The sequence below is a fragment of the Bradyrhizobium sp. SRL28 genome (genome assembly GCF_018596315.1).
Lineage (GTDB): Bacteria > Pseudomonadota > Alphaproteobacteria > Rhizobiales > Xanthobacteraceae > Bradyrhizobium.
In genome coordinates, this window is record NZ_JAHEAG010000003.1 from 129,799 (window position 1) to 155,931 (window position 26,133).

Consider the following 26,133-nt stretch of genomic DNA (forward strand, 5'->3'; position numbering starts at 1 on the left):
TGCTCACCGCAGCTTCAGCGTGGAGAGGCCGGCCAGCGCCAGCATCACCGAGATGATCCAGAACCGGATCACGATCTGCGGCTCGGTCCAGCCCTTCTGCTCGAAATGATGATGCAGCGGCGCCATCCGGAACACCCGTTTGCCCGTCAGCTTGAACGAGGCGACCTGCACGATCACGGAGACGGCTTCCAGCACGAACAATCCGCCGATCACGGCCAGCACGATCTCATGCTTCACTGCCACCGCCGTCGCACCCAGCATACCGCCGAGCGCGAGCGAGCCGGTGTCGCCCATGAAGATCGAGGCCGGCGGCGCATTGAACCAGAGGAACCCGAGGCCGGCGCCGAGCACCGCGCCGCACAGCACCGCGAGCTCGCCGGTACCGGCGACGTATCTGATCTGCAGGTAGTCCGAGAACACCGCGTTGCCGGTCAAATACGAGATCATGCCGAAGCTAGCGGCGGCGATCATGACCGGCACGATCGCTAGCCCGTCGAGGCCGTCGGTCAAATTAACCGCGTTGCCGGCGCCGACGATGACGAACGCGCCGAACAGCACGAAGAACCAGCCGAAATTGATCACCACGTCCTTCAGGAAGGGTACCGCAAGCGACGTCGATGTCGCATCACGGCCGAGCCGGACCAGTGCGTAGCAGGCCGCGAGCGCAATCACCGCTTCGATCAACAGCCGCAGCTTGCCGGCGAAGCCGCTATGGCTCTGTTTCGTCACCTTCAGATAGTCGTCGTAGAATCCGACAAAGCCGAAGCCGAGCGTCACCGCCAGCACGATCCAGACATAGGGGTTGAGCGGATTGGCCCACAGCAACGTCGAGACCACGAGGCCCGACAGGATCATCAGCCCGCCCATCGTCGGCGTGCCCTTCTTGGAGATCAAATGCGATTGCGGGCCGTCGGCGCGGATCGGTTGGCCCTTGCCCTGCCTGAGCCGCAGATGATCGATGATCCAGGGCCCGAACAGGAACACGAACAGCGCGCCCGTCACCATCGCCCCGCCGGTGCGGAAGGTGATGTAGCGAAACACGTTGAACACGCCGCGGAAGATGCCAAAACCTGGAACGGTGTTGGAAAGCTCGATCAGCCAGTAAAACATTCAGCTAGGCCCTATCACGCGGCTTGGTTGCGCCGTCTTTGGCGGGATGCGCTCCGGGAACGCCTTTGTTCCGGCAAACGCCTTGATAATCGTTTTCATCCTCAAACCAAGCAAATCTTGGTCATGCATGGGGTATTGACGAATCGCCTCTGGCGGAAACAACAGCCGTCAAGTGCGGCCAGTTTACGCCTTTGCCTGCAAGGCGGCCAGCAGCCTGGGCACAAACTTGTTCACCCAGAACATCTTTTTGCTGCCCTTGACGACGACCACATCCCCGTTCCGCAGCAATGCGGCGATTTCCTGGGGATCGAGCGTGGCCGGGTCTTCATGCCAGCCGAGCGCTCGCCCCGCCGGCACGAGATCGTACAAATGGCGCATCAGCGGGCCGACGCAGTAGATGCCGTCGATTCCAGCCAAATCTTTCGCGAGCTTCGTGTGATAGGCGGGTGCGTCCGCGCCCAATTCCAGCATGTCGCCGAGAATGGCGATGCGCCGGCCGGCCTTCACCGGCCGCGCCTTCAGGCTGCCGAGCGCGGCCCCCATGCTGGCCGGGTTGCCGTTGAAACTGTCGTCGACCACGGTGACGCCATGGGCCGCCTGCTCCACGCCGCGGCCGGTCATGATGCCGACATGATCGAGTTCTTTGGCCAGCGCCGCGGGTTCGAGGCGAGCGGCATGGATGGACGCCAGCGCGGCAAGCGCGTTCTGCAGCCGGTGTGGCGCACCGGGCGTCAGGCTGAATTCGATTGGCTTGCCGTTCACATCAGCGGCGACGATCCAGCTCTCGCCCTCGGCCGCGTGCTTCAGCTCCCGCACCTCGGATCCCTCGCCGAAGCGAACGACCTTGCCGTTCCATTCCGGCGCCTCGACATCCCCAGGCAACACCAGCACGCCGTCCTTGGGCAGGCCTTGCGCGATGCTCACCTTCTCGCGCCGGATCGCTTCCAGGCTGCCGAGCTTTTCCAGGTGCACCGGCTGGACGTTCACGACCAGCGCCACGGTGGGTTTCGTCAATTCACTGAGCCGTGCAATCTCGCCGGTCTGGTTCATGCCCATTTCGACGACCCACACGCTCGCCTTGGGGCTGGCATTGCACAGCGTCAGCGGCACGCCCCAGAAATTGTTGAAACTGCTCGGGCTGGCATAGGCGGCAGGATACGCGGCGAGGAATTCCTTGGTGCTGGTCTTGCCGGCGCTGCCGGTCAGGCCGATCACCGGGCCCTTGAACCGCGCCCGCGCCGCCCGCGCTAACCCCCACAGGCCGTCGATCAGCGTGTCCTTGACGATCAACTGCGGAACGCTGACGCCGTCGATCCGATGCGGAACGATCATCGCCACCGCGCCGGCGGCTTGCGCCTTGTCGGCGAATTCCCAGCCGTCGCGCGCACTGGCGAAACTGGAGATGAAGCCGCCGCTGGGCGTGCCGCTCAACGCCACGAACAGGCATCCCGGCTTTACAAGGCGGCTGTCCTGCGTGACGAAATCAATCGGCGTATCCGGAAATTCGCCTGACAGCCCGAGCGCCTGCGCGACTTCGGCAATGGTCCACAATGGCGTCGCGCTCATGCCACCCTCGCTGCAAGCGCGGCGGCCACCGCTTCGTGATCACTGAACGGCAAGACCTTGTCGCCGACGATCTGGCCGGTCTCGTGCCCCTTGCCGGCGATCAAGAGCGCATCGCCGGGCTGCAGCGCAGATATTCCTGCCCCGATCGCTTCCGCGCGATCGCCGATGTCGCTGGCGCCCTTCGCCGCCGCCAGAATGGCGGCGCGGATCGTTGCCGGATTTTCGCTGCGCGGATTATCGTCGGTGACGATGACTTGATCGGCATTCTCGGCTGCGATTGCGCCCATGATCGGCCGCTTGCCTGCGTCGCGGTCGCCGCCGGCGCCGAAGATAACGACGAGCTTGCGTTTCGCGTAAGGCCGCAGCGCCTGCAGCGCCTTCGCCAGCGCGTCCGGCTTGTGCGCGTAATCGACGAAGATCGGCGCGCCATTGTGTTCGCCGACCCGCTCCAGCCGCCCCTTGGCGCCTTCGAGATGTTCAAGCGCCGCGAAGACCGCATCCGGCTCGCTGCCGGTGCCAATCGCGAGCCCGGCGGCAACGAGCGCGTTCTCGATCTGGAATTCGCCGACCAGCGGCAGCTTGATCGTGTAATTACGCCCGCGGTGCACCAGCGCAAGATTCTGCGCAAATCCCTCGACGGTAGCACCAACGAGGCGGATGCCTTCACCGTCGCCATCCGCGTTGCGGCCGACGGCGATGATCCGCAAGCCTCGCGCCCGCGCCGCGTCGATCACTTCCGGCGAACACTCATGATCGGCTGAGATCACCGCCGCAGCACCCGGTGGAACGAGATCGCGGAACAGCCGCAGCTTGGCAGCGAGGTAATGCGCCACATCCGGATGGTAATCCATGTGGTCGCGCGAAAGATTGGTGAAGCCGCCGGCGGCGATGCGCACGCCGTCGAGCCTGAACTGGTCGAGCCCGTGCGAGGAGGCCTCGAAGGCCAGATGCGTGACGCCGTCGCCCGTGATTTCGTCGAGTTGCCTGTGCAGCGCGATCGGGTCCGGCGTCGTCAGCGAGCCGTACACCGTGCGCTTCGGCGAAACGAGACCGATGGTGCCGATGCTGGCGGAAGCGTGGCCGAGCCGTTCCCAGATCTGGCGCGTGAAGGCTGCGACCGACGTCTTGCCGCTGGTCCCGGTCACCGCCGCAATGGTCGCGGGCTGACGCGGATAAAATCTCGCCGCCGCCAGCGCCAGTGCACGGCGCGGATTTGGCGTGACGACGAACGGCACGCGGCGGTCCGGCGGCGCATGGTCACCGGCTACCGCGACCGCCCCCGCCTGTATCGCCGAATCGACGAAGCGCGAGCCGTCGGTCTTGCTGCCTGCAATGGCAAAGAACAGGTCGCCCGGCTTCACCGCGCGGCTGTCGACGCTAAGGCCTTTCACATCGACAGCTTCGGCCTGCGGATCGATCGCAGCGTCATCGCTGAAGAGGTCGCGAAGTTTCATCGTGTTCCAGTCCGGCCGGCGCAGCAGGCGCGCGTGATATTACGCCTTACTGGGTTGTCCTCGATGCCGCAAGAATAAGGCGGTCGGACGGCGGCAGATCGAAGCGCGGTTCGATGCCCAGAAGCGGCCCGATGCGGGCAATCACCTTGCCGCCGGTCGGCACCGCATTCCAGCCCGAAGTGATGAAGCCATGGGTTTCCGGCAGCGCCTTCGGCTCATCCAGCATGACCAGCAGCTGATACTGCGGATTGTCGGCCGGAATGATCGCCGTGAAGGAGTTGAGCACCTGCTTCTTGGAATAGCGCCCGTTGACCACCTTTTCCGAGGTGCCGGTCTTGCCGCCGATATAATAGCCCTTCACGTCAGCCTTCTTGGCGGTTCCGATCTCGGCGTTCAGCCGCATCAGGTAGCGCATCTTGTCGGAGGTTTCGGTTCGGAGCACCTTCTTGGCCATCGCCCTCGCCTCCTCTTCCGACCGCTTGAGGAAGGTCGGGGGAATCAGGAGACCGCCGTTGATGCAGGCGTTGATGCCCATCACCGCCTGCAGCGGCGCCACCGCGATGCCATGACCGAAGGAAGCCGTAATGGTGTTGAGTTCGGTCCAGCGCTTCGGCACGATCGGCGAGGTGCTTTCAGGCAGCTCGGTGCGCAGCCGGTCCATCTGGCCGAGCTTCTTCAGGAACGCCTTGTGCGCCTCGACGCCTTGCGCCAGCGCGATCTTGGCCGCGCCGACGTTCGAGGAGAACGTGAACACTTCTGCCAGCGTGATGTTGCGGCCGACCGGATGGGTGTCGTGAATGGTGAACTTGCCGAACTTCAGCGCGCCGCGTCCGTCATAGAGCGTGTTGAGGTTGGCCTTGCCGGAATCCAGCGCCATCGCCAGCGTCAGCGCCTTGAAGGTCGAGCCCATTTCGAACACGCCCGTGGTCAGGCGGTTGATGCGCTCGGGGTCGTGCGCCTCTTTCGGATTGTTCGGATCGAAGTCCGGCAGCGACACCAGGGCCACGATCTCGCCGGTCCGGACGTTGGAGACGAGGCCGGACGCCGCCTTGGCCTTGTATTTCTCTTTCGCCTTCAGCAATTCGTCGCGCAGCGCATGCTCGACACGCAGGTCGATCGACAGTTCCACCGGCCGTTGCAGGCGATCGGTGGCAAAGCCGGCGCGGTGCAGATCGGCCAGACCGTTATTGTCCAGCCACTTCTCCATCCCGGCGATGCCCTGGTTGTCGATGTTGACGAGCCCGATCAGATGCGCGACCGCAGCACCCGTCGGATAGACGCGCTTGTTCTCGCGCAGGAAGCCGATGCCGGGAATGCCGAGCTTGTGGATGTCGTGCTGCTGCTTCGGCGTGATCTCACGCTTGAGCCACACAAACCCCTTGCGCGACGACAGGCGCGTGCGGGCCTCCGCTTCGTCGAGGTCCGGCAGCGCCGCGGTTAAAAGTTCAATCGCCTCGTCCTTGTCGATGATGCGCCTGGGCTCGCCGAACAGGCTCGGGCTCTTGACATCGGTCGCGAGCACCGTGCCGTTGCGGTCGACGATATCGGGCCGCGCGGTCGCGATCGCGTCCTGCGAGCCGGCGCGGCGCGCGCCGTGGCTGTCGGCACCGACCGCGAACATCACCAGACGTCCGGCAAGCACCGCATAGATCGCTGCGAACAGCAGGATGGCCAATCCTACCCGCGCCCGGGCTTTTGCGGCGCGATCGACATTGCGCCCGTAGAGCAGGCTGCGGATCAGCCGCTGCCGCCACGGCTCCGCCGGCCGCTTGATGTTGGTGAGCGCCCGGCCGGTCATTGCCGATCTCCCGATGCGGGCACGGACCCGGTTGTGGGCGGTGCTTCGGCGGCAGCCTCGATGGTGTTGATCATCGCGCCGATCGGATCGGGCGCATCGGGCCTTGCAAAGGCCGGCGGCCGTTCCGGCAGGTTCTTCAACTGATCGTATTGCGTGGCGTTGAGCGGCTTCAGGCCGAGATGGCGCTCGGCGAGCCCTTGCAGCCGCAACGGCGCATCGAGCCTGGCCCATTCCGCGCGCAGCGCCGCGATGGCGTCGCGCTGCTCGCGGATCTCGGCGTTGAGCCGCAGCACGCGCTCGACGCGCGAGGTCGATTCCATCTTGATCCGGTAGACGTAGGCTGCCGCGAACACCAGCACGCCGATGACGAGGAGGTGGATCATCCGCATGGTCAGCCTCCCCTCATCACGTCGGCAAGAACGGGCCAGGCCGGCAGGTGGCCTGCCGCATGCGCTGGCGCTGTGGTGCGCTCGGCAGCGCGCAGTTTTGCGGAACGCGCGCGCGGATTGGCAGCCACTTCGGCTTCGCCGGGGGTAACGGGGCGCTTGGTCAGAATCTGAAAGCTCGGCGCAGCCTGCGCGACCTCAGGCAAGTGCCGCGAACCGCCGCCGGTCTTGCCGCGTGCGTTGAAGAAATCCTTGACGATGCGGTCTTCCAGCGAATGAAACGATACGACCACCAGCCGGCCGCCGGGCTTCAGCACGCGCTCGGCTGCCGCGAGCGCCAGGTGCAGTTCGTCGAGTTCCGCGTTGACGAAAATTCTCAGGCCCTGGAACGTGCGTGTCGCCGGATGAATCTCGTTCGGCTTGGAGCGCACCACCTTGCCGACGATATCGGCCAGCGCTTGCGTCGTCGTGATCGGCGCTTCCTTGCGCGCCGCCACGATGGCGCGGGCGACGGCGCGGGAATGGCGCTCTTCGCCGAAAATATAGATGATGTTGGCGAGATCGGCTTCGGAGGCCTTCGCAACGACATCCGCCGCCGTCGGCCCGTCATGGCCCATCCGCATGTCGAGCGGGCCGCCGAGCCGGAACGAAAAGCCGCGCTCGGCCTGATCGAGCTGCATGGAGGAAACGCCGACGTCCATCACGACGCCGTCCACCTCGGCCATGCCTTGCGCCGCGCAGATGTCTGCAAGGTTGGAGAACCGGTCCTCGACCAGGGTCAGCCGGCCATCGGACTGATCGATCAGATCGAACCCACCGGTAACCGCCGACCGGTCGCGGTCGATGCCGATGACCTGGGTTCCCGCGACGCTGAGGATCGCGCGGCTGTAGCCGCCGGCGCCGAAGGTCGCGTCGACATAGATGCCACCGTCCTTGGGATCGAGCATCTCGACCGCCTCGCGGCCGAGAACGGAGATATGGCGCGGCGCAGCCGGGCTCATGCGCCGTCCTCTGGCGTTTTCCAGTCGATGGTGTGAAAACTGGACGCGAACGGGCCCATTGCGCCTCAAATCTCTGCGCTTCGCCGGGCTTTTCCGGCCAAAAAGCCGCGAACAGGCACGATTGCCGTCTCTCGCCCGGCCTCGCGCCCCCTCATTTCCAGACGGAATTTGCTGGGTTGCCATGGCATTTCGAGCGCGAAAGAGGGCCTCGGCCGTCCCCAACCCGGTTCGGCTCTTCACCACTTAGTAACGGCACTTAGCGTTAAGAAAGCGTTGATGATCGGTGACGAGTTTTGCGCGCTTTCCGTAGCGTTTTCCAGCGAAGTGGGTACCGGTTCGCGTGAAGAAAACGCGTCAAAACAAGAATCTAGAGCTTCGGTTCTGCTTCGATCAGAACCGAAGCTCTAGATGCTAAAAAATGGTGATGCGTCCCGCACACAGTCGGTCAAAATGCAAACTGGAACTCGGCCCGCCGGATTGCGCGAGCGCGAGGTAAAGGAATAGTAAACGGCATTGGTTAAGACACGAAGTTGCCGTTCTCCTGCCCGGTTTGAGACTAAAAAATGGCTTCTGGTCCGCTCGTATCTGCTGGTATTGATTCGAGGCGTCAACGCGCCCTTCCCGTTCCCAGGGCCAACGCCGACATGAAGACCTTTACCCCAGATTCCTCGATCGCATCCGACGTCATCCCGTCGCCGAACCATGGCGACCGCAACAATGGCCGCGTCGCCGATATGATCCTGCTGCACTACACCGGCATGCCGGATGTGGAAGGCGCGATCGCCCAGCTCTGCACTCCCGGCACCGACGTATCGGCGCATTACATCGTGCTGGAAGACGGCCGCATCGTGCAGTGCGTGCCGGAAGCCAAGCGCGCCTGGCACGCCGGCGTATCCTCCTGGGCCGGCGAGGAAGACATCAATTCCTGCTCGATCGGGATCGAGATCATCAATCGCGGCCATGACTGGGGCTATCCGGATTTCCCGCTGCGCCAGATCGCCGCCGTGATCGCGCTGTGCCGGGGCATCATGCTCCGCCGCAAGATACCTTCGCATCGCGTGCTCGCACATTCCGACGTCGCCCCGGCGCGCAAAAGAGATCCCGGCGAAAAATTTCCGTGGCATTCGCTGGCCAATTCCGGCGTCGGCCATTGGGTGCAGCCGGCGCCGATCGTGCGCGGCGAAACGCTCAAGCTCGGCAGCATCAGCGATGACGTCGCGGGCATGCAGGCCGCACTTGCCAAATACGGCTACAATATCCCGATCCACGGCAAGTTTGACGGCCCGACCATGGAAGTGGTCACCGCGTTCCAGCGCCACTTCCGTCCCGCGCGCGTCGACGGCATCGCCGATCACTCGACCATGAGCACGCTGCACGCGCTGCTGACGAGCCTGCCGGCGGATGCGGCGACGACGGTGGTGGCGGCGAAGTAAGTAGTTCGCGAATACTCTCAACCGTCATTGCGAGCGCAGCGAAGCAATCCATCTTTTCGCATGCATGGATAGATGGATTGCTTCGTCGCTTTGCTCCCTTGCGCAAACGCTTCGCGTTTGTCGCAGGCAATGACGGCTAAGGTCCGTTCGCGCTTCCCTCCATTTCCGCGATCCGCCGCGCATAGAACCTTCGCAGCGGCTCGAGTTGCGTCGCGGCCGTCGCCGCCTGATACGCCTCACGCGCCGCGTCGCGCCGGCCCAACCTGCGCAGCAAATCGGCGCGCACCGCGGGCAGCAACTCATATCCCTTCAGCCCGCCGCGCGCTTCCAGCGCATCGATCAGGTCGAGCGCCCGCTCCGGCCCGTCGACCATCGATATCGTTGCGGCGTGATTGAGTTCGATCACCGGCGACGGGCTGATCCGCAGCAACACTTCGTAGAGGCCGGCGATCTGTCGCCAGTCGGTATCCTTGTAACTGGGCGCACGCGCATGCAGCGCGGCGATGGCCGCCTGCACCGCATAGGATTGCGGCCGGCCCGGCATCCGCAGCGCCTCTTCCACGAGAAGCAGGCCCTCCGATATCTGCCCGCGATCCCACAGCGCGCGATCTTGCTCTTCCAGCAGCACGATATCGCCGCCTGCGGTCTCGCGGCCCGCACGCCGTGAGTCGTGCAGCAGCATCAGGGCCAGCAAACCCTTGATCTCGCCGCGTCCCGGCATCAGCGCGTCGAGCAGCCGCGCCAGCCGGATCGCTTCGCGCGCCAGATCAGGCCGCATCAGATCTTCGCCTGATGTAGCCGCATAGCCCTCGGTAAACACGAGATAGATCACGGCGAGCACGCCGCGCAGCCGCGGCTCCAGCGCGTCGCGCTCCGGCACCTCGTAGGGAATGCCGGCGAGACGAATTTTTTGTTTGGCCCGCACCAGGCGCTGCGCCATCGCGTCTTCGCTGGCGAGAAACGCGCGCGCGACCTGCGCGGTCGTGAGGCCACTGACTGTGCGCAACGTCAACGCGACCTGCACTTCCGCGGCAAAGGACGGATGGCAGCAGGTAAAGATCAGCCGCAGCATGTCGTCGTCGAGCGCGCCGTCGGACGTGTCGCACGACCCGGACGTATTCAGCAACAACTCATGCGTCAATTCCTGCTGCTTGCCGCGGAACGCAATGCTGCGCCTGACACGATCGACCGCCTTGTTCCGGCCGACATTGACCAGCCACGCGCGCGGATTGGACGGCAGGCCGGCGATGGGCCAACGTTCAAGGGCCACCGCAAACGCATCCTGCAAGGCGTCCTCAGCCAGATCGAAATCGCCGACGAGGCGGATCAGCGTGGACAGCGCCCGCCCCGCCTCGTCGCGGAATATTTTCTCGATCTCGCGTGGTGTCATGCGATCTCAGTTGCCGTCATTCATAGACCATGATCGGCCTGACTTCGATCGAACCAACCTTGGCGGTGGGAATTCTGGCAGCAATGCCCAGCGCGGTGTCGAGATCCTTGGCCTCGACCAGATAATAGCCGCCGAGTTGCTCGCGGGTCTCCGCAAATGGACCGTCCGTGGTCAACATCTTGCCGTCGCGAACGCGCACGGTGGTAGCCGTCGCCGTCATTTGCAGGGCGTCGCCGGCCTTGAAGTTGCCGCTCTGGATGATGGATTGGGTGAATGCGCGGTATTCGGCCGTCATCTTCTGGAGCTCGGAAGCGTCCATCTTTGCCTGCTCGGCTTCGTTTCGATAGATCAACAACAGATACTGCATTTGAAAACTCCTTCTGACCGGCTGGATCGCCGACACCCAGTCGAACGGGCCTCCCGCAAAACGACATCGTCACGGAAATTATTTTTCGCGGGGAGCCGCCCTCCGGCATGGACGGACTTCAAATTCAAGACTTCTTGCCGGCCTCCGCAAGCTTGCGCTTCAGCTCCCTGACTTCCTCGAACCGCTTCGTCACGTCGCGCATGACAGCCACCGTGCCCGCGACCTCCTGCGACGCGTCTCGCAGCAACACGATCGTGAATTCGACCGAGATGCGGCGTCCATCGCTGGTCAGCGCAGGCACCGACAGCATGTCGCCCTGGCCGTAACGGCTCGTTCCCGTTTCCATCGTATGACGAAAGCCAGCCCAGTGCCGCGCGCGCAAATTCTCGGGGATAATGAGGTCGAGCGATTGGCCGATGGTCTCCCCGGCCGGAAATCCGAAGATCCGTTCGGCGCCGGGATTCCAGAACGTGATGCGGCCGTCGCGATCGGTCGCGATGATCGCGTCGGAAGCGCTGTGCAGCAGTGCTTCGCCAAGACCGGCAGGAATGTTCATTGCGCGTCACCTACTCGTCCTCACCAGCAATCAAATGCCGCCGGGCTGCTTCTGTCAAAAATTGCCAATGGAACCCGATTAACCATCGTGATCGCTTGACGCGGCGCACCAGAGCCCCCATTCGTACAGCGTCAGTCGGCCGGACGGCCGCTCCCGCTATGGTCGAAAGGCTGCGGGGGAGGAAAGTCCGGGCTCCATCGACATACGGTGCCGGATAACGTCCGGCGGGGGCAACCCCAGGGAAAGTGCCACAGAGAACGAACCGCTGCCCCGCCCGAAAGGGAGAGGACAGCAAGGGTGAAAAGGTGCGGTAAGAGCGCACCGCGTATCCGGCAACGGAAACGGCATGGCAAACCACACCGGGAGCAAAACCGAATAGGGACGGCAACGCGGGTCCGTTCGCGAAAGCGATAACACCGCAGGGCGATGTCAGGCTCGCCGTCCGGGTAGGTTGCTCGAGGCCATGTGCAAACATGGCCCCAGAGGAATGGCCGTCACGTACCATTCGCAAGAATAGTGCCCTACAGAACCCGGCTTACAGGCTGGCTGATGCTCTAAGCGAAAGCGTTTTCGAAGAAAACGCGTCTTGCTGAGAATGAGGGGTTCGGCGTAACGCGCCGGACCCCTCGCCATTTCCGGCTTCATTCAGCCAACGCAACTCGTAGCCCGGATGGAGCGCAGCGCAATCCGGGATCGGTGCCAGATTGGCTCATGGCTTTCGCATATCGACATGGCTTCCGAAACCAGCCCCCGGATTGCGCTGCGCTCCATCCGGGCTACGCGTTGGCCCAACGATCTCAGTCGCGCCCCGCCTCTGCGATCGCCTGCGCCAGCCGTGCGGGATTGCTGAAGAACATCTCGTGGCTGCCGTCGCATTCGACCAGCCGGAACAGCCCCAGCCGCTCCGACAGCCGGGGATGCCATGGCATGCTGTGCGGCAGGGCGATGTCCTGCCGGCAATTGACATAGGATTTGCCGACCGGCAGTTCCGCCAACCCATGCTTCAGCGTGATCTTATCGGTGAATGTCTTGTACGGATGCAGGTTGAGTTTGGCGAAGGCCGACTTCGCCAGTTCGAGGTCGGCGTCGTTGATGAAGGCATCGCGCCAGATTTCGAACGGCAGCATCACGGCGCCCTTGTTGGCGGCGGCCACCGCATCGAACAAGCCGACATAGTGCGGCGGCACCATGTCGTTGAGGCACTGCCCGTCCAGCGGCACGAAGGCGTTGACATAGACGAGCCGCTTGATCCTATCAGTCAGACGGTCGACGACACCCGAGATCACCATGCCGCCATAGGAGTGACCGACCAGGCGGATGTCGCGCAGATTGTTCGCTTCGATGTAGGTAACGACGGACGAGATCGCCTGCTCGAGGCCGATCTTTTCGCGATCGTCGTCCTTGTTGTTGCCGGCAACCGTCGGGCAATGCACGACGTGGCCGCTCTTTCGCAGATGTCCGGCCACCGCTTCCATTTCGGCGCCGGTGTGCCACGCGCCGTGAACTAAAACATAAGTGTCTGCCATTCCCGTCTCCCCTCGATTCAGAAATCAGACCTTGATAGAGACGGCGTTTCGTCCGGATGGCCGGATTCGGCCACCGTCGTCGCCGGATTGCGCCAAGGGCGCTACAATAACGCCTTTAGCGCTGACGCCGGAATGCGCCCGGGGTCATGCCGAGAAACTTGCGGCATTGACGGATGAAGTGGGATGGATCGGACAGGCCGACCCGCAACCCGATTCCGCCGACGCTGATGCGATCGAACCGCGGCTCGCTCAGCATCCGGCGCGCCGCCGCCATCCGGCAATCGTTGAGCAAGCCACTGAACGTCAGGCCCGCTTTGTTGAGACAACGATGCAAGGTCCGCTCCGAGACACGCAAATCCTCCGCGACCGTCACGGCCGTCAGTCCCGGCTCGGCGTAGCGCAGCCGGATGACTCGGCCGATCTGGTCCAGAAGTCTTGCCGCATCGCGCTGCTCGGCGGGCGAGGCCGGAATCTCGCTGTCGAACCCAAGCGCCATCAGCGCGCCGAGTTGGTCGGTCAGCACCCGCGCCGGCAGCGGCCGGTCATTGGCGAGTTGCGGAGTTAGCTGGCAGGCAAATGCGCTGAGTGCCGCGCCCCAGCCGGCGCGCCCGTCGATACGCTGCCCGATGCGCCGCTCCGGATCTGATATCCACGATTCAACCCAGTGGATCGGCAGCTCCAGCGACAGCGTGTCTGCGTTCACCGGAAAGTTGAATTCATAGCAGCGCCGGGAATCCAGCAGGACGAGATCCATTGGCCGCATCCGCGACGCGTGACCGTTCTGCATCACCGTCCAGTCGTTGTCGGTCTTGCACAGCAGGTAATAGTAGTTGGCGGTGCTGCGCGCGACGCTGGCTTTCCGGCGGTAGACGTGCTGCGCCGATCCCTGCACGCGGTTGATGCCGATCGTGTCGAGTTGCCCGCGCTGAACGGAGCAGTCGAAGCCCGAGCGGACCTGCGTCGTGATATCCATTTCGAGAAAACATTCGCAGACGGCGCCGATCCAATAATCCAGGCGCCGTTCAGGCTCGACCGAGCCAGTCGACCACGTCTCGATGCCTGCCGTCGTCCTGGCTGTCATGATCCGCCCTCCGCGATCGACGTCGACCACCGGTTCCCCAGCTTGTTGGGCTGATAGCGGAGAGTCAATCCTCGGAGACGCCTCGTAGCCTCGTAGCCCGGATGGAGCGAAGCGCAATCCGGGGGCCGACGTTAGTCCCGGGCGCGGCAATCAAATATAGGACGAGCCCTTGGCGGAGACCCCAAATTTTGCTTCGCTCCATCCGGGCTACGAGACTGCGGGACTACGCGACGATTTTCTGCAGCAACGCCATCAGCGCTTCCGGCGCGGTGACGTTCGGCGAATGACTGGCGTCGATCTCGTAATAGCGCCAGGCGGGATCACCCTTCGTCATCCTGGCGAACGGTCCGAACGTATCGGCCGGGGTGATGCGCGTGGCGTAGATGTAGCTTCGCGGCAACGTCAGCGGTCCACCCTGCAGTTTCAGCCTGGTCTCGAAACATTTGATCGGCATGTCGACACGACGCGCCGTCAGCCATTCGACGTCGGCGGGCGAGGTATCCGGCGGTGTCGGATTCGGCGGCACGCGCCAGCCGTCGCCGGTCTTCGCCAGCTCTTGCATCCGCGTCCGCGCGACCTCGTTCAGATCGAGCAGCGACTGGCCGTCCTGCGGCACGAAGGCGTCGACATAGATGAGTTGCTTGACCTTGTCGCGGGCGCGATCGGCGACTCCGGTCGCGACCATGCCGCCGTAGCTGTGGCCGATCAGCACGATGTCGCGCAGATCCTCATATTTGATGACATTCAGCATGTCCTCGATATGCGCGTCGAGATCGATTCCCGGATGCGCCAGATGCGCACGCTCGCCAAGGCCCGTGTAGCTCGGAGTGATCAGCCGATGCCCGGCCGCCTGCATCAGCGGGTGCATCTTCTTCCAGGCCCAGCCGGCGGACCACGCGCCGTGACAAACGAGAAAGGTTTTCGAAGGAGTTGTGCTCATCGGGCGGTTTCCACGGGGTTGTTGTTGAAGGCTTCGATTGCGATAGTACCCGTCCGCCGCGTCGTGTAAACGTCGCCGCAATGATCAAGAACAAGAGACGGTAATGGACGTCGCCACCTACGCGATCCTGCTGGCCGGCGCGCTCGCCGGTGGTTTCGTCTCAGGTCTCGCCGGTTTCGGCACGGCGCTGATGGCGCTGGGGATCTGGCTTTACATCCTGCCGCCGGCGATCGCCGTGCCGCTGGTCTTGATCTGTTCGGTGAGTTCGCAAATCTCGACATTGCCGTCGATGTGGAAGCTGCTCGACTTCAAGCTGGCTTTGCCATTCGTGGCCGGCGGACTCCTCGGCATGCCGATCGGGGCGCTCTTGGTCGCGCGCGCCGATCCGCAAGTATTCAAGCTCAGCGTCGGCGTGATGCTGCTGGTGTTTCCGACCGCGCTCTATTTCATCCGCAAACCGATGGCCTTTCGTTTCGGCGGCCGCATCGCCGACGCCTGCGTCGGATTTGCCGGCGGCATTCTCGGCGGCCTTGCCGGGCTGTCGGGCCCGCTTCCGACGCTGTGGGCCAGCATACGCGGCTGGACCAAGGATCAGCGCCGCGGCGTATTCCAGATCTTCAACGGCACCGTGCTCGGCGCCGCGCTGATCCTGCAAGCCGCCACCGGCTTCGTGAAGCTGAACGTCTTGCTGCTGGCGCTGCTGGCGATGCCCGGGACGCTGATCGGCGCCCACCTCGGCATGCGGACCTACCACGCCCTGAACGACCGAAACTTCTACGACGTCGTGCTGGCGCTGCTGTTTCTGTCGGGACTCGGATTGGTGTGGAGCAGCATTGCTCCGAGGTAGAGCGTTTTCCAGCGAAGTGGGGACCGGTTCGCGCTAAGAAAACGCGTCAAATCAAAAATCTAGAGCCCCGTTCCGATTCAATCGGAACGGGGCTCTAGCGGCGCATGGCCGCCATGTGCTCCGAGTAGATTGCTGTACGCTGACCTGCAAAGCAGCTAACCAATCGCGTCATGACCACCCCTGCGTCACGCGAGCGTCTCGGTCTGCTGCTGGGCTTCATCGGCATGGTGATTTTCGGCGGCACGCTGCCGGCGACGCGGATCGCGGTTGCGGAAATTGATCCGATTGCACTGACCTCGCTGCGCACCGTGATCGCCGGGCTATGCTCGCTGGCGCTGCTCCTGGTGTTGCGCCGCAAGCTGCCGCCCCGCGCGCTGTGGCCGCAACTCGTGATCGCCATGCTCTGCGTCGCCATCCTGTTTCCGCTTCTGATGTCGCTCGGGATGCAGCGGGTCGACGCGTCGCATGGCGGCGTGGTGCTGGGCGTATTGCCGATCGCCACCGCGCTGGTCGCCGTCGCCGTCACCCATGAGCGGCCAAGGCCGCTGTTCTGGATCGCTTCCGTCGCCGGCGCCGCGCTGGTGATCATGTTTGCCTTGCGTCAAGGCGGCGGGGCGCTCGCGGCCGGTGACCTGTTTCTGTTTGCATCCGTCGCTGTCGCCGCGATCGGCTATGCGTTCTCCGGCCGGCTCACGTCGCAGATGCCGGGCTGGGAGGTGATCAGCTGGGTGCTGGTCATCGCACTGCCGCTCTCGATCCCCGCGGCCGCGCTGACCATGCCTGCCGACATCACCCACATCGCGCTGAAGCCATGGCTCGGGCTGCTCTATGTCGCGCTGTTCTCGCAATGGATCGGCTTCTTCGCATGGAACGCTGGCCTCGCAATGGGCGGCATCGCACGGGTGTCGCAGATCCAATTGCTGCAACCCTTCGTCACCTTTGCGCTCGCGGCGTTCTTCAACGACGAGACCATCACGCTGCAAATCCTGCTGTTCGCTGCCGCCGTCGTGGTGACGGTTGCGATCTCGACGCGCACGCGCGCATCCGCGGCGTCGGCGCCATCGAGGCAGGACCGAGAGCCGCCTCAGTCGGCGGCATCCTGATCGATCAGCTTCGGGTGATCGGCCACCAGTTCCGCCCTCGTCTTTTCCGACTGTATTGTGCGAAGCAGGACCCTCGCGGTCTTTAGATGATCCACCTGCACGCACAGCTTGATGATCTGGCTCACTGAAACGTCACGCATCGAATCGTCGGAGATTTGCATCGCTAGTTCGAGCGCGCGCTTGATCGCGGCCTGGTATCGCTCGGCATCGGCGGCGTGCTTCTTCTCGGTATCGCGCCCGCCGACCGCCACCAGCTTTTCTGCAATGGCCCCGGCGGATGCACAAATATCGCGGATCTTTTGAACCGCGCCGATATCGCCCAACGGCTGATCGTCGGCAACTTCCCAAACTTCCAGCTGCCGTTCGCCATGAAACCAGCGCATCGCGCAAGTCCTCTCGATGCCGGAAGCATATTCCGATTCTTCTTCTTTCGGAAGGCTTCGGAGAACCTCGGATAATCAAAGAAACCCCAGCAGCAGAGGCACCTCTTGCTTTGCCATGCTGCCTCTATCGAGTTGGAGCTCGCCTTAGACCACCCTCTCGGCACTTTTGACATTTTCGACCCGGATGATGATCTTCCGCAATGGGTCGCTCGCGAGAGTCCCGCTTACATCAGAGAGTTTCAAGAGGTCCGCGCGCTGCGACACGAGTTAGAGTAGTTATGTCGGAGGTGACGGCTCATGACAGCCCAACGCTTTCTCGATCGCGAATTCGGCATCCAACACGGCGTCGGCACGTGTAAGCGCGATTCCAGTCCGCGTTTTGGTTGCATCGAGAAAGACGACCCATTTCCAGCAACATGGATTTGTCATTTCGATGATTTCAAATTCGAAAGCTTTGTATTCCATGGCCGTCCTCGCAGTGCCGGCACAGGACGTTTCTCGGGTTACCTCGCAACGAGTGTGGATTGCACGTCCAGTTGCTCAGCATCAACATTCGCAACCACCGCCGCCGTTGCAGTGACGACGACAAAGGTCACGATTGCAAAAGCAAGTCCGATGAGTTTCAAACCGTCAGTGTCAGCCATTTAGTTCACCCTGTTATCCAGAACACATATCGAACCGACGCTGCGATGCCAGATGCAATGAGACTTGCAATCACCGCCAACGTCCAATCCGGTCGAGCACTTCGAGTAGCCAGGTCGGTCAGAGCCTTTGCAAAGATGGTCATCCAGCCTCACCAACTCTCAGACCTTAGGCGAGCTAGAAAGGCCGTGGCATGTCAGTTCATCTGGATCGCTTTCACCAGCTTGCCATTTCCCACGTAGGTATCTCTCAAGCGAGCAACGACGCGGATCGGCCGCGTCAACATCCTTGTGCGCGGCTAAGTGCACGGTCCAAGCCTGATCAACAGCAACCCTCAGCGGAAATTCCTCATCCATTTTTGAACTCCAAAAAAACGCCCTCTCCTACGTTCAATTCGATCGTCATAAAAAAGTTGCTACTTTTTCCCGATCGAGGGGGCCTAAAACTACTGGAACGTACGGTTCCCGTGGACGTTGGGCAGCGTCGCACTCAAGCGGCCTAGGAGAAACCGATGAAGAAGCTTTTGATGATTGCTGCAGCAACGTCGCTCTTGGTGACTACTGCCACCGCGCAGACCACCGTGACAACCGGCATTGGCACTGCAGCTGTCCAGATCGAGCCAGAGTATCGCGCTAAGATCAAGACGTACGTTACCGAGAAGAAGATTCGACCCGTTGCGACTCAAGAACGAATCGTTGTCGGCGCCAAGGTCCCTGCCAGCGTTGAGCTTGAAGCAGTGCCGGCGGATTGGGGACCCTCGGTCAGCAAGTATCGCTATGTTTATTCCAATGACCGCGTGATACTGGTAGATCCCGGCACCCGTACCGTGGTGCACGAGATCGACTGAACGAACGCGCTTTGAGGATGCGGCTGCATAAGCCGCATAGCGAGCATAGAAAAGCCCGCGCCGGAACCCGGCGCGGGCTTATCGTTTCTAAATTCGACTAGTGAACAGCGCGAACCAAATAGTAGCCAACGCCACCGACAACGATCACCGCGGGAACAGCCCACAACAATATTACTGGCATAGTTGCTTCCTCCTCATCTTGCCCTCGATGAGCAAACGGGGACAAGCTGCCACTTGTTCCACGCCCCATCCGCGACCGGCGACTGGTCCGACTAAACAAAGACGGCCCCAGCGCCTTTCGGGGGACGCGCTGAGGCCGTCTTAGCATGTGTCCGGTATCCTCCAGACGTCGACATAACGCTGGGACATTGCCACTTGTTCCCGCTAGTTGCCTCTGGCCCAAATCTTTTTGTGTCTGGCCAAATCGGCTGTTTTGCTCCGGCACGGGCGCGCTGCGAGTCATTTGTAGCAGTACGATCTTGCGGATGAGCCCGCCCGGGGCAGTGGCGGTCCTAACGACTTTAGGCGGCCGCTCTGATAGGCTCACAAGCCGTGAGGCTGATTTTCCCCATGCTTGTGAAGCGGAAATACGTCCGCACCGGGAAGCCGTCGTACCCTCGATAATCGAGCGTCACGCCGTCTTTGTCGGGCATCAAAACGTCGATCTCGAAAGCATCCGAGCGGGCTCTAGCCAATCGCGGGCGCCAGTATCGTTCCATCTCGGATCGACCTCGAAAGCTTCCGCCTTCGCAGCATTCAACGGTGGCCGTGGCATCATAAAGGTCTAGCAGATCATCTAGCCGACGCTGCTTGCAGGCGTCGATCCAATCGACCACAACTCCAATGGCATCGAAGCCGTCCCGGGCGTCCGACATGTGTCCACCTCCCAATAAGCGCCTCCCGAGCGCCTGTTAAGGATTTGCGGATGAACACGAGGTGAACCCGTCGTTCAGCCCACATTCCGTCACCAATCGCACAAGCCGGACGTTTCCGGATCATCCCCTCCTCTCACCGGCCGTCCTCTGGCGATCAAGGCGCAATCTTAAACTCAATAAGTGCCGTGGGATTCTCTCGTCGGGTTGCTTCCGCTGCTGGCACTTCGGACCTACCTCGATGTTCGAGTTGAGTCCGTAGATGCGCAGCAAAGCGGAGACTCACGGCCTATCCATCGAGATCCACAAGGTACACAACGTTAGTGTCACTTGATGGCTCGGTCGATTGCCTTGCTTGCCGATAAAGAGTTGCTTCTTCGGCAGTGGCCAACCTGACCTTCATCGTGGCGCTGGCATCGCACAACGGGGTGCCATGAGACGTGATTGTACTCAACGTTGTGCGTAACCGGCTGTGTTCGCAAAGACGTTCCGCGTCCGCGTGCCTCTTAGCCTGCAACGCAAGCGTTGGCCTATCGTTGATCTCAATCGTGAATATCGAGAATGAGAAGCGGTGGTCCATTTGATCTCCGCCTTCCATTTTTGGACCTACAGATCAATCCGTCAGCAGATCATAGTCCCGGCGTAAAACAGTTTGAACGTGAACCGCCGCGCGCGCGGCGGTATTGGCATCTGCCGCGCCCGCTCGAAGCACACAGAGCGACCAGTTATTTTCAGCGTGCTGTGCAACACGATTGATCGCTATTTCCTGGACGTTATGACAGCCCGGCTGATTTCTTACTTCTAACAACGCTCGACGCTGCAATTCCGGCATTGAAACGCGGATCTTTGGCATAGGGTTGGCTCGGCTGGTTGGGCCGCTCGGCCTATACCTAACAGAACAAGAGCAATTCGGGTTCCACCAGCGAGAGGCGCTAGGCCGGGCATTCGCACAGCCCAGCCCATATTCCATCACCAGAAATAGTTTCTGAGCTGATGAGACGAGGGACATCATTCGGCTAGGAAAGTTTTGCCCTTGGGGGTCAAACGCCAGGCCGATCTACTACCTGCTAGGTCCGGCACGCGCTCGATGTGACCTTCATCCCGAAGCTTGTAAAACTCTGTTTCATGGAATTCTCGGACATTATGCCGGGAAGATCGCGAGCTTGCCTGTTACTAATCTGGTCGTGCTGCCGCAAGAAATCCATGATCGCAACTGTAGGCACCGCGAGCGGAAGATGCGGCAACACCACCTTAAGTAGTTTCCTTCCTCCCTCTCCCAGATCCTTGTTTGGGGGATCTCGATACCGATTTAGTGTTCGGAAACGCGCCCTCAGATGTTCTCAACAGTGACATAGCCGGGCAGCTTGCCGGGCCAAGAATTTCGGTGCGGTTATCGAACACCAGAATTTGAATGTCATCTGATGTCGAGTAGTCACGATGGATGACGGCATTCACTATCGTCTTCCACAAGGCCTCAGGCGGGTACTCTAATTTCTTCAACCCCGTGGTGGACCAGACTTCAATGCTGGACATCATTTCCGTCACGCGCCCAACAGCCTCGTGAATAAGCTGATAAGCGGGACCTTCGACAGTGAACTGCCCCGCAAGATTGTCCCTTTCGGGATCCTCTTCTTTAGTTTCATAACGGGTGATTTTGATCGCGCACTTTTTTGGAATTACAGCACTGGGAGAAATAATAGGGCCGCTACAATAAAGCCGGAAGCATATTCCGACACCGAGCAGGACTGCAAGAACGCGCATCACTCCGCCGCCGAGATGCGGCCGAACTCGGTCGCCTGCAGCTCGAACAGCCCGCGATAGACGCCGCCCGGACGCGCCGTCAGCGCCGCGTGGGTTCCCTGCTCGACGATCTCGCCGCGATCGAACACCAGGATGCGATCGAGGCTGCGTACCGTCGACAGCCGGTGCGCGATCACGATCGAGGTGCGCCCTTTCATCAGCCGCTCCATCGCCTGCTGGATCAGGCCTTCCGATTCCGAATCGAGGCTCGAGGTCGCCTCGTCCAGGATCAGCACCGGCGCGTCCGCCAGGAACGCGCGCGCCAGCGCGACGCGCTGCCGTTCGCCGCCCGACAGCTTGACGCCGCGCTCGCCGACCAGCGTGCCATAGCTTTTCGGCAGCCGCAGGATGAAGTCGTGCGCGTTGGCCAGCCGCGCCGCCTGCTCGATCGCCGCCATGCTGGCGCCCGGCCGGCCATAGGCGATGTTCTCGGCCAGCGTGCGGTGAAACAGGATCGGGTCCTGTTGCACGATCGCGATCTGGCTGCGCAGCGAATACTGCGTCGCTTTCGCGATATCCTGACCGTCGATCAGGATCCTTCCGCCGCTGACGTCATAGAGCCGCTGCACCAGCTTGACGAAGGTCGTCTTGCCGGAGCCGGAACGGCCGACCAGGCCGACCCGCTCGCCTGCGCGGATCTCTACCGACAGGCCGTCATACAGCGGCGCAAGATGGCCGCCATAATGGAACGTCACCGCGTCGAACACGATGCGGCCGCCCTGGATGTCGATCGGTTTTGCATCAGGCGCATCCGCAATGCCGATCGGCTCGCCATGGATCGCAACCAGCTCCTCCATGTCGTTCACCGAACGCTGCAGGTTGTTGATGTGCATGCCGACGTCGCGCAGGTACGCGTGGATGATATAGTAGCTGGTCAGCACATAGGTGACGTCGCCCGGCGTGGCGCGACCGGCGATCCACAGCAGGATCGCGCCGCCGATCACCGACGCGCGGAAGCACAGCAGCACCGCGAGCTGCGCCGTCGAGGTGTAGTTGTAGCGCAGCCACGTCCGTCGCACGCGCGTGCGCCACCGGCCGATGACGCCGGCCAGCCGCGCGTCCTCGCGCGCTTCCGCGCCGAAGGATTTGACCACCGCGTTGCAGGTCAGGGCGTCCGCCAGCGTGCCGCCGACCTTGGTGTCCCAGGTATTGGAGACGCGTGCGGCGGGGGCGATGTAGTTCACCGAGAACGCCAGCGTCATCGAGACGTAGATCACCGTGCCCACCGCGATGACCGCGCCGAGCACGGGCCAGTGCAGCCCGAGCAGGATCATCGAGCCCAGCAGCACCAGCAGCGACGGCGCCAGCGCCATCAGAATGGTGTCGTTGAGCAGGTCGAGCGCCCACATGCCGCGCGTGACCTTGCGCACGGTCGAGCCGGCAAAGCTGTTGGCGTGCCAGTCCGTGGAGAAACGCTGCACGCGCGCGAAAGCGTCGCGCGACACGTCGGACATCGTCTTCAGCGTGAACGGCACGATCGCCTGCAGGCCGATCAGCCGCAGAATCATCGATATAAGGCCGAGCGCCACGATCCCACCGAAGGCAACGAATGCGGCATGCCGCGCCGCCGCGTCCGACGCGCCTGAGGTCAGCGCATCGACCAGGCGGCCGGAGAAAATCGGCATGAACAGGTCGGCGGCGGTCGCGCCGAGCAGGCCGCCGGAGACGATGGCGGCGCGGCCGGGCTGTTGCAGCCAATGGCGGAACACGAACGGAATCACCACGCGTATCGCGGCGGGACGTTTATCTGTTTGAACGGTCATGGCGTCATCCGGCTGCGCTCACGCAACGCCGGCTCCATCTGAATTGACGCGCGAGTGGCCCGAGGGGCGAACGCAAGCGTCGTTGAAAAATAGCGTTAAGTCGTTGGGAGGCTTTGGAGATCGGGCGTCAGACCCGATCAGGGCCGGCGGAGATCGCGCTCAGTGACGCGATCGAAATACCAGCGCGAGCATCGGACGCGAGGGTGCGATCTGCGAGTACATCGAAATCATGCAAATCTCCCCGGTTCGAGCGACAATGTGCTGCTTATAAATGCATCGCAGGTGATTTGCAACATGACATCAGCGTGATCGCGTATTGCCACGCAAGCTAGTGCGCGTCGCCCCCCGCCGCCATCGCGGAAGGCTTTTTCAAAACCACGACGAACAGGCTGAGGCCGAAATAGAATACGGTCAGCATAAAGAAGGCGTCGCCATAGCCCATCACCACGGCCTGGCGGTGCACGATCTGCGACAATTGCTTCATCGCCATCAGCGCGGCGTCACCCATGCCCTGCATGCGCTGGGTGAACATGTTGAGCGTCTCGACCGCAGTGGCGTTGCCCCAGTTGATGCGGTCGTGCAGGCGCGAGATGTGCAGGTCGGTGCGCTCGTTCAGCACCTGGTTGATGACCGCGAGCCCGACGGCGCCGCCGAGATTGCGCGTCAGGTTGAACAGGGCCGAGGCGTTCTTCACCCGCTCCGGCGCCAGCGTGCCGAGCGCGATCGTGTTGGTCGGCACCATCGCCAGCATCAAGCCGGCGCCGCGCAGGATCTGCGGCAGCAGCAATTCGTAGAAATCATATTCCTTCGTGATCCAGGTCATCTGATAGGAGCCGAGCGCGAACAGCACCAGACCGATCGCGATCAGGTAGCGCATGTCGTACTTCACCATCAGCCGTCCGACGATCAGCGCGGTCAGGAACATGGCGACACCCGAGACGAACATGGTCTCGCCGATCATCAGCGGACTGTAGCCGCGCACTTCGGCGAGATAGCGCGGATACATGTAGGTGAGGCCGTAAAGCCCGATGCCGACGCAGAACGAGATCAGGCAGCCGACGCCGAAATTACGGTCGGTGAAGGTCCTGATGTCGACGATCGGCTCCCGCGCGCTGAGCACGCGCCAGAAGAAGGCGATCGCCGATACCACGCAGATCGCCGCGCAGACCGCCACCGACGTGTCCTCCAGCCATTGCGACTGCGGTCCCTCTTCCAGCACATATTCGAGCGTGCCGAGAAAGCCCGCCATGAACAGCAAACCCCACCAGTCGAAATGATCGAGCAGTGCAAAGTTCGGCTTGTCAAAATCACACAGCACCCACACGCCGATGGTGATGCCGATGCCGGGAACGATGTTGATGAAGAACAGCCAATGCCACGACATCATGTCGGTGATGATGCCGCCGACCGTCGGCCCGATCGTCGGCGCCAGCGTCGCGACCAGCCCGATGATGGGGCCGACGATGTGGAACTTCGAACGCGGAAACACCGTGTAGGCGGACGCGAACACAGTGGGGATCATGCCCGCGCCCAGAAATCCCTGGATCGCGCGCCACACGATCATCTGCTCGATGGTCGAGGCAAAGCCGCAAAAGAAGCTCGCGACCGTGAAGCCGGAGGCGGAAATCGCAAACAGCAAACGCGTGCCGAACGCGCGCGACAGGAATCCGGAAAGCGGGATCGCGATCACTTCGGCAATCAGGTAGGAAGTCTGCACCCACGAAACTTCGCTGGAGCTGGCGGAAAGGCCGGCCTGAATCTGCTGCAGCGACGCCGAGACGATCTGGATGTCCAGGATCGACATGAACATCCCGAACACCATGATGAGAAACGCAAACAGCCGTCGCGGCGGGATGCGGTCGTCGGCCGCGGCGTTCATCGTGGAAGGCGATGCAGCGGTGGCGTCGGCCATGATCAGCTCGGAACGGGCGCCGGGCTCTTGCCCGGGGCTTTGCTGGAAAACTACTGCGGTTGAACCGTCCCCGGCGCGTCGAGGTCGGCTTCGTTGTCGGCGTCGGCCGCGCCCTCACGGGTATCGACGGTCACGTAGACCGACATGCCGGCGCGCAGCAGGTTCTGCTTCGCCACTTCCTTCGGCACGCGAATGCGAACCGGCAGCCGCTGCACGATCTTGGTGAAATTGCCGGTCGCGTTGTCCGGCGGCAGCAGCGTGAATACCGATCCCGCCGCCGGCGAAATGCTGTCGACGACGCCGGCGAACTTGCGATGGCCATAGGCGTCGACCGAGATATTCACCGGTTGGCCGGGACGGATGCGCTTGAGCTGGGTTTCCTTGTAATTGGCGTCGATGAAGACGTCGTTGAGCGGCACCACATTGGCGAGCCGCTGCCCGGCCTGGATGAAATCGCCGGCATTGACGAGACGGTTGGAGAAGGTGCCGTCGACGGGCGCGCGCACCGAGGTGAAGGAAAGATCGCGCTCGGCCTTGGCAAGCTGGGTCTGCAACTCCGCGAACTGAGCGCGAGCCTCGGCCTGCTGCGCCTTGGTTACCTCGACATTGTCGCGCGCGGCGTCAAATGCCGCCTGCGCCGACCTCACCGCGGCAACGCCCTGATCGCGGCTGGCCTCTGAAACTTCAAAGGCCGCGCGCGAGGCAAAACCCTTGGTGCTCAGCGTCTGCTGGCGGTCGAAGTCGAGACCGGCGCGCTTCAGCGCCGCGTCCGCGGAAGCGAGCTGCGCCTTGGTCTGCTCGACAGCGCTTTCGAGCGCCGTGACCTGACGGCCGATGCGATCGATGGTGGCCTGCTGGGTAGCGATCTTGCTCCGCGCGGCATCCACTGCGATGCGATAGTCGCCGTCATCGATCCTGAAAATCACGTCGCCGGCGCGAACGATCGAATTGTCGCGGGGCAGGATTGCCGCGACATGGCCCGATACCCGGGCGCCAAGCGTGGTGTTGTTGGCGCGAACGTAAGCGTCGTCCGTCGAGATATAGAAGCGTCCGACCAGGACGAAGTAGACGCCGTAACCGATCGCGGCCAGCGCGAGCAGTGCGAGCGCACCGATCATGACGAATTTGCGCTTGCCCGGTTTCGCCGCCGGCGCAGGAGCGGCGCTTGCGGGTGCCGCAACGGGCGCTTCGGACGGCGCACCTGGCGCTTCCGCAGGTCGACGCCTTGCTTCTTCCGCAACGCTAGCGCGCGGCTGGGCCGAGACGTCGGCCGCATCCTCCGCCGTTTCGAGCCCGGCGCGAACGATGCGCGCGGCCTGGTCTCTCGCTGCGGCCATCATCGGCCTCCCAAATCCA

General features: G+C 62.6%; 26 protein-coding genes and 1 other RNA gene. 5 read left to right on the plus strand and 22 right to left on the minus strand.

The genetic code is table 11. From position 1 onward, the window contains the following. Positions 1 to 3: 3 nt before the first annotated feature. The 6 genes from mraY to rsmH form a co-directional block, all read right to left on the minus strand. Positions 4 to 1,110, minus strand: coding sequence for a phospho-N-acetylmuramoyl-pentapeptide-transferase (mraY, locus tag KIP88_RS08465; RefSeq protein ID WP_214487446.1), 1,107 nt, complete (start codon positions 1,108 to 1,110; stop codon positions 4 to 6). 183 nt (positions 1,111 to 1,293) lie between these two features. Beyond that, positions 1,294 to 2,676 (minus strand): UDP-N-acetylmuramoyl-tripeptide--D-alanyl-D-alanine ligase, encoded by a 1,383-nt coding sequence (gene murF, locus KIP88_RS08470; RefSeq protein ID WP_214487447.1) that lies wholly within the window; start codon positions 2,674 to 2,676, stop codon positions 1,294 to 1,296. Beyond that, positions 2,673 to 4,130 (minus strand): UDP-N-acetylmuramoyl-L-alanyl-D-glutamate--2,6-diaminopimelate ligase, encoded by a 1,458-nt coding sequence (locus KIP88_RS08475; protein WP_214487448.1) that lies wholly within the window; start codon positions 4,128 to 4,130, stop codon positions 2,673 to 2,675. Before KIP88_RS08475 ends, murF begins: the two co-directional genes overlap by 4 nt. A gap of 46 nt (positions 4,131 to 4,176) precedes the next feature. Further along, positions 4,177 to 5,928 (minus strand): penicillin-binding protein 2, encoded by a 1,752-nt coding sequence (locus KIP88_RS08480; protein ID WP_214487449.1) that lies wholly within the window; start codon positions 5,926 to 5,928, stop codon positions 4,177 to 4,179. Then, on the minus strand, positions 5,925 to 6,317 hold the full coding sequence (locus KIP88_RS08485; protein WP_214487450.1) for a hypothetical protein: 393 nt from the start codon (positions 6,315 to 6,317) through the stop codon (positions 5,925 to 5,927). Before KIP88_RS08485 ends, KIP88_RS08480 begins: the two co-directional genes overlap by 4 nt. A gap of 2 nt (positions 6,318 to 6,319) precedes the next feature. Beyond that, entirely contained in the window at positions 6,320 to 7,498 is a 1,179-nt protein-coding gene (gene rsmH / locus KIP88_RS08490; protein WP_374226434.1) for a 16S rRNA (cytosine(1402)-N(4))-methyltransferase RsmH, read from the minus strand. 461 nt (positions 7,499 to 7,959) lie between these two features. Here rsmH and KIP88_RS08495 point away from each other — a divergent pair, with 461 nt between their 5' ends. Further along, positions 7,960 to 8,748 carry an N-acetylmuramoyl-L-alanine amidase gene (locus KIP88_RS08495; RefSeq protein WP_249790632.1) on the plus strand — a complete coding sequence of 263 codons (789 nt, stop codon included), beginning with the start codon at positions 7,960 to 7,962 and terminating at the stop codon, positions 8,746 to 8,748. 136 nt (positions 8,749 to 8,884) lie between these two features. On the opposite strand, the gene KIP88_RS08500 is transcribed toward KIP88_RS08495, so the two are convergent. The 3 genes from KIP88_RS08500 to KIP88_RS08510 all read right to left on the minus strand — a co-directional run bounded on the left by KIP88_RS08500 (position 8,885) and on the right by KIP88_RS08510 (position 11,061). Then, entirely contained in the window at positions 8,885 to 10,138 is a 1,254-nt protein-coding gene (locus tag KIP88_RS08500; RefSeq protein WP_214487453.1) for an RNA polymerase sigma factor, read from the minus strand. A 16-nt stretch (positions 10,139 to 10,154) separates the two neighbouring features. Beyond that, complete coding sequence (locus KIP88_RS08505; protein WP_214487454.1) at positions 10,155 to 10,505, minus strand: YciI family protein; 351 nt, start codon at positions 10,503 to 10,505, stop codon at positions 10,155 to 10,157. Between the two features lie 124 nt (positions 10,506 to 10,629). Continuing rightward, a complete protein-coding gene (locus KIP88_RS08510) occupies positions 10,630 to 11,061 on the minus strand; it encodes a PAS domain-containing protein (protein ID WP_214487455.1) in 432 nt (143 codons plus the stop codon). 131 nt (positions 11,062 to 11,192) lie between these two features. Between KIP88_RS08510 and rnpB the strand changes: the two genes are divergently transcribed. Then, positions 11,193 to 11,615: RNase P RNA component class A (gene rnpB / locus KIP88_RS08515), an RNA gene on the plus strand. Between the two features lie 243 nt (positions 11,616 to 11,858). Here the strand turns inward: rnpB and KIP88_RS08520 are convergent. The 3 genes from KIP88_RS08520 to KIP88_RS08530 all read right to left on the minus strand — a co-directional run bounded on the left by KIP88_RS08520 (position 11,859) and on the right by KIP88_RS08530 (position 14,608). Beyond that, positions 11,859 to 12,587: an alpha/beta fold hydrolase gene (locus tag KIP88_RS08520; RefSeq protein WP_214487456.1), complete on the minus strand. Its 729-nt coding sequence runs from the start codon at positions 12,585 to 12,587 to the stop codon at positions 11,859 to 11,861. A gap of 115 nt (positions 12,588 to 12,702) precedes the next feature. Next, positions 12,703 to 13,668: an AraC family transcriptional regulator gene (locus KIP88_RS08525; protein WP_214487457.1), complete on the minus strand. Its 966-nt coding sequence runs from the start codon at positions 13,666 to 13,668 to the stop codon at positions 12,703 to 12,705. A gap of 223 nt (positions 13,669 to 13,891) precedes the next feature. Beyond that, positions 13,892 to 14,608, minus strand: coding sequence for an alpha/beta fold hydrolase (locus KIP88_RS08530; RefSeq protein WP_214487458.1), 717 nt, complete (start codon positions 14,606 to 14,608; stop codon positions 13,892 to 13,894). Between the two features lie 103 nt (positions 14,609 to 14,711). Between KIP88_RS08530 and KIP88_RS08535 the strand changes: the two genes are divergently transcribed. Next, positions 14,712 to 15,455, plus strand: a complete 744-nt coding sequence (locus KIP88_RS08535) for a sulfite exporter TauE/SafE family protein (protein WP_214487459.1) — start codon at positions 14,712 to 14,714, stop codon at positions 15,453 to 15,455. 170 nt (positions 15,456 to 15,625) lie between these two features. After that, entirely contained in the window at positions 15,626 to 16,558 is a 933-nt protein-coding gene (locus KIP88_RS08540) for a DMT family transporter (protein ID WP_214487460.1), read from the plus strand. Here the strand turns inward: KIP88_RS08540 and KIP88_RS08545 are convergent. The 4 genes from KIP88_RS08545 to KIP88_RS08560 form a co-directional block, all read right to left on the minus strand. Further along, positions 16,540 to 16,941: a hypothetical protein gene (locus tag KIP88_RS08545; protein ID WP_214487461.1), complete on the minus strand. Its 402-nt coding sequence runs from the start codon at positions 16,939 to 16,941 to the stop codon at positions 16,540 to 16,542. The two genes, KIP88_RS08540 and KIP88_RS08545, sit on opposite strands and share 19 nt — an antisense overlap. A 276-nt stretch (positions 16,942 to 17,217) precedes the next feature. Further along, complete coding sequence (locus tag KIP88_RS08550; protein ID WP_214487462.1) at positions 17,218 to 17,406, minus strand: hypothetical protein; 189 nt, start codon at positions 17,404 to 17,406, stop codon at positions 17,218 to 17,220. 38 nt (positions 17,407 to 17,444) lie between these two features. Then, the gene (locus tag KIP88_RS08555; RefSeq protein WP_214487463.1) at positions 17,445 to 17,585 is read right to left on the minus strand and encodes a hypothetical protein; all 141 of its coding nucleotides are present in this window, start codon (positions 17,583 to 17,585) and stop codon (positions 17,445 to 17,447) included. Between the two features lie 159 nt (positions 17,586 to 17,744). Continuing rightward, complete coding sequence (locus KIP88_RS08560; protein WP_214487464.1) at positions 17,745 to 17,939, minus strand: hypothetical protein; 195 nt, start codon at positions 17,937 to 17,939, stop codon at positions 17,745 to 17,747. A gap of 155 nt (positions 17,940 to 18,094) precedes the next feature. On the opposite strand from KIP88_RS08560, the gene KIP88_RS08565 reads away from it, so the two are divergent. After that, positions 18,095 to 18,430 (plus strand): DUF1236 domain-containing protein, encoded by a 336-nt coding sequence (locus KIP88_RS08565; RefSeq protein WP_214487465.1) that lies wholly within the window; start codon positions 18,095 to 18,097, stop codon positions 18,428 to 18,430. A 521-nt stretch (positions 18,431 to 18,951) separates the two neighbouring features. Here the strand turns inward: KIP88_RS08565 and KIP88_RS08570 are convergent. The 6 genes from KIP88_RS08570 to KIP88_RS08595 all read right to left on the minus strand — a co-directional run bounded on the left by KIP88_RS08570 (position 18,952) and on the right by KIP88_RS08595 (position 26,114). Continuing rightward, positions 18,952 to 19,305: a nuclear transport factor 2 family protein gene (locus KIP88_RS08570; protein ID WP_214487466.1), complete on the minus strand. Its 354-nt coding sequence runs from the start codon at positions 19,303 to 19,305 to the stop codon at positions 18,952 to 18,954. Positions 19,306 to 19,915: 610 nt separating this feature from the next. Further along, on the minus strand, positions 19,916 to 20,155 hold the full coding sequence (locus KIP88_RS08575) for a hypothetical protein (protein WP_214487467.1): 240 nt from the start codon (positions 20,153 to 20,155) through the stop codon (positions 19,916 to 19,918). A 398-nt stretch (positions 20,156 to 20,553) separates the two neighbouring features. Beyond that, complete coding sequence (locus KIP88_RS08580) at positions 20,554 to 21,063, minus strand: hypothetical protein (RefSeq protein ID WP_214487468.1); 510 nt, start codon at positions 21,061 to 21,063, stop codon at positions 20,554 to 20,556. Further along, complete coding sequence (locus KIP88_RS08585; protein ID WP_214487469.1) at positions 21,063 to 22,865, minus strand: ABC transporter ATP-binding protein; 1,803 nt, start codon at positions 22,863 to 22,865, stop codon at positions 21,063 to 21,065. Before KIP88_RS08585 ends, KIP88_RS08580 begins: the two co-directional genes overlap by 1 nt. Positions 22,866 to 23,193: 328 nt before the next feature. Continuing rightward, complete coding sequence (locus KIP88_RS08590; RefSeq protein ID WP_214487470.1) at positions 23,194 to 24,777, minus strand: DHA2 family efflux MFS transporter permease subunit; 1,584 nt, start codon at positions 24,775 to 24,777, stop codon at positions 23,194 to 23,196. A gap of 50 nt (positions 24,778 to 24,827) precedes the next feature. Further along, on the minus strand, positions 24,828 to 26,114 hold the full coding sequence (locus KIP88_RS08595; protein ID WP_214487471.1) for an HlyD family secretion protein: 1,287 nt from the start codon (positions 26,112 to 26,114) through the stop codon (positions 24,828 to 24,830). Positions 26,115 to 26,133: the final 19 nt, after the last annotated feature.